This is a genomic window from Pseudoalteromonas sp. SIMBA_162 (assembly GCF_046535955.1).
Taxonomy (GTDB): Bacteria; Pseudomonadota; Gammaproteobacteria; order Enterobacterales; family Alteromonadaceae; genus Pseudoalteromonas; species Pseudoalteromonas marina.
The window spans coordinates 1-248 of the sequence record NZ_JAWJBQ010000917.1 but is presented as its reverse complement, the minus strand read 5'-3'; the positions used below and the strand labels follow the sequence as shown (position 1 = coordinate 248).

The 248-nt window shown below is 57.7% G+C and carries 1 pseudogene; it reads right to left on the bottom strand.

What is annotated here, in order from left to right:
• A pseudogene (locus R0J88_RS22380) lies at window positions 1-200 on the bottom strand (phosphatidylserine decarboxylase); the annotation flags it as partial.
• Between the last annotated feature and the right edge of the window lie 48 nt (window positions 201-248).

Sequence of the window (248 nt, the reverse complement as noted above, 5' to 3'; positions counted from 1 at the left end):
AAGTCATTGAAGCAGGCGTAGGCACGCGGATTCTCCTCGAGCGCCTCGTTCATGTTGACACCGTAGGCCTTGATGAAACGCTCGATGAAGGTGTTCTTGACCCACAGATTGGTGCAGGCGGCGACACGGCCGATGACACGTGAGATCAGGTGCTGGGGCAGTGGGTACTGGCTCAGGGAAAACAGCTTGGCGCGATCCACGATGGCGATCCTTGCAGGCACTTTCAGGAATGAAAAGCCCGCTCCTCG